This window comes from Acidovorax sp. KPB24-07 (assembly GCF_057543315.1).
Window position 1 is genome coordinate 1 of sequence record NZ_BAAJYS010000454.1, and the last position, 2,474, is coordinate 2,474.

Sequence of the window (2,474 nt, forward strand, 5' to 3'; positions counted from 1 at the left end):
AAAAACAATAGCAAACTACCGCAGCGCGTAACCCACGGCGATGCCGGCAAACAGCGTGAACCCGATCCAGTGGTTCTCGCGGAAGGCTCGAAAGCACCCTTCGCGCGTGCGGTGGCGGATCAGCGCGAAGTGCCACGCCACCTGGGCCAGCACCGCGCCGATCGCGAGGTAAAACGGCACGCCCAGCCCCAGAGGTGCCAGCGAAACGCCCCAGAACGCCACCAGCAGCAGGTAGAACGCCAGGATGGCCGCCACATCGAAGCGGCCCAGGGTGATGGCCGACGTCTTCATGCCGATCTTCAGGTCGTCGTCGCGGTCCACCATGGCGTATTCGGTGTCGTAGGCCAGCACCCAGAACAGGTTGCCCAGCACCAGCCACAGCGCCAGCCACGGCACCTCGCCGCGCACGGCGGTGAACGCCATCGGAATGCCCATGCTGAAGGCCACGCCCAGCACCGCCTGCGGCATGGAAAAGAACCGCTTGGTGAACGGGTACAGCACCGTCACCGCCAGCGCCGGCACCGACCACGCGATGGTGATGGCATTGGTGGTGAGCACCAGCGCGAAGGCCACGAGCGCCAGCACCGCGCCCACGGCCAGCGCTTCGCGCGGGGACACGGCGCCGCTCGTCACCGGCCGCTGCGCCGTGCGCTTGACGTGCCGGTCGAACCGGCGGTCGGCCACGTCGTTCACGCAGCAGCCCGCGCTGCGCATCAGGATGGTGCCCAGCGTGAACACGGCCAGCAGGTGCCAGCCGGGGAATCCGCCCGCCGCGACCCACAGCGCCGACAGCGTGGGCCACAGCAGCAGCAGCCAGCCGGCCGGGCGGCTCCAGCGGATCAGGTCGAGGTAGAGCGACAGGCGCGACGGCGTGGGGGCGGAAAGCTGCATGGCGCGGACAAAGGAGAGGAAAGAAAAAGAGAGAAAGAGAGGCGACCCGGGAAACGAAAACGCCCGCACGGGTGGGCGGGCGCTGGCTGGGCAGGGCCGTGCAAGGCCCGGCCGGCTTACTCCTCCAGGAGCGAGCGCAGCATCCAGGCGGTCTGCTCGTGCACCGCCAGGCGCTGGGTCAGCAGATCGGCCGTGGGTTCGTCGCTGGCCTTGTCGGCCACCGGGAACAGCTCGCGCGCCGTGCGGGCGACGGCCTCGTGGCCCTCGACCAGGATGCGCACCATCTCCAGCGCGTGGGGCGGCTCGGTGGGCGCGTCGGGCAGCGAGGTGAGCTTGCCGAACTGGGCGTACGAGCCCGGCGCCGCATGGCCCAGCGAGCGGATGCGCTCGGCCACCGGGTCCACCGCGTTCCACAGCTCGGTGTACTGCCCCATGAACATGGTGTGCAGCGTGTTGAACATCGGGCCCGTCACGTTCCAGTGGAAATTGTGGGTGGTGAGGTACAGCGTGTAGGTGTCGGCCAGCAGGCGCGACAGGCCTTGCGCGATGGCCGCGCGGTCCTTGTCGCTGATGCCGATGTTGATGCGCGGTGCGCCGCTGGCGCCGGCGCGGGCAAGGGGGGTCTTGGGGGTCTTGGCCATGGAGAACTCCTTCGGGTGCTGAACTGAACGATGCGTTGCGTTGCCGCTGCCATCTTGCCGGCCCGGGCGGGCCCCCGCCGCTGCCGGGGAGGCGTGGCGCCCGGGCGCCTGAAACACTTTAGCGCATGCAGGGCGGCCAGCGGCCGCCCGGGGTCACTGCATCTGCGGCAGGTTGCCGATGCGCACCAGCATCTCGGTGAACATCTGCATGTCGGCGTCGAGGTCGGCCACTTCCTTGAATTCCTTCGCGTTGTGGGCCGTGTACTTCTTGCCCGGCATCGCGGGGCCGAAGTTGATCGCGTTGGGCATCAGCTTGGCCGTGGTGCTGCCGGCCGTGGGCACGGGCTTGGCCTCCAGGCCCGTGGTGTCGCCGAAGGTGTTGAGCAGCGTAGAAAGCCACGCGCCCTTGGGGTCGCGCGCCATCCACTCGCCCTGGCTGTGGTCCACCTCGACCGCCACGCCGGCCTGCGCGCCCCACGCCTGGATGCGCGCGGCGGTGGCCTTCGTCAGCACGTCGGCCGTGCTGCCGCGCGGCATGCGCACGTTCACCAGCACATCGACCTTGCCGTCCTTCTCGCGCACCAGGTTGGGCGACATGGTGAGCGGGCCCATGAAGTCGTCGCTGTACGCCAGGCCCATCGTGCGGCCCAGGTAGTCGGTGCCGTACAGGTCGGCGATGTAGCGCACCGCGCCCGCATAGCCGTTGGCCGCCAGCGGCACGCCGGACTCCTGCAGGAACAGCGCCAGGCGCGGCAGCGGGTTCACGCCCTCTTCGGGGCGCGAGCCGTGGGCCGACGTGCCCGTGACCTTGACCGTCAGCGCGGCGCCGTCCTGGACGATGTCGATGGCGAAGGGGCCGCCCTGGCCCGCGTACTTGGCGATGAAGGCCTCGCGGGCCGCGCCCAGGCGCTGCGCTGCGGCGGCCAGATCACCGCCCGTGAG

The 2,474-nt window shown here is 69.9% G+C and carries 2 protein-coding genes and 1 pseudogene; all 3 read right to left on the reverse strand.

Annotation, left to right across the window (positions count from 1 at the left end):
- Window positions 1-15: 15 nt before the first annotated feature.
- The gene (gene ubiA, locus AC27IQ_RS22470) at window positions 16-891 is read right to left on the reverse strand and encodes a 4-hydroxybenzoate octaprenyltransferase (protein ID WP_487090857.1); all 876 of its coding nucleotides are present in this window, start codon (window positions 889-891) and stop codon (window positions 16-18) included.
- 116 nt (window positions 892-1,007) lie between these two features.
- Window positions 1,008-1,532, reverse strand: a complete 525-nt coding sequence (locus AC27IQ_RS22475; RefSeq protein WP_284394159.1) for a Dps family protein — start codon at window positions 1,530-1,532, stop codon at window positions 1,008-1,010.
- 153 nt (window positions 1,533-1,685) lie between these two features.
- A pseudogene (locus tag AC27IQ_RS22480) lies at window positions 1,686-2,474 on the reverse strand (dipeptidase); the annotation flags it as partial.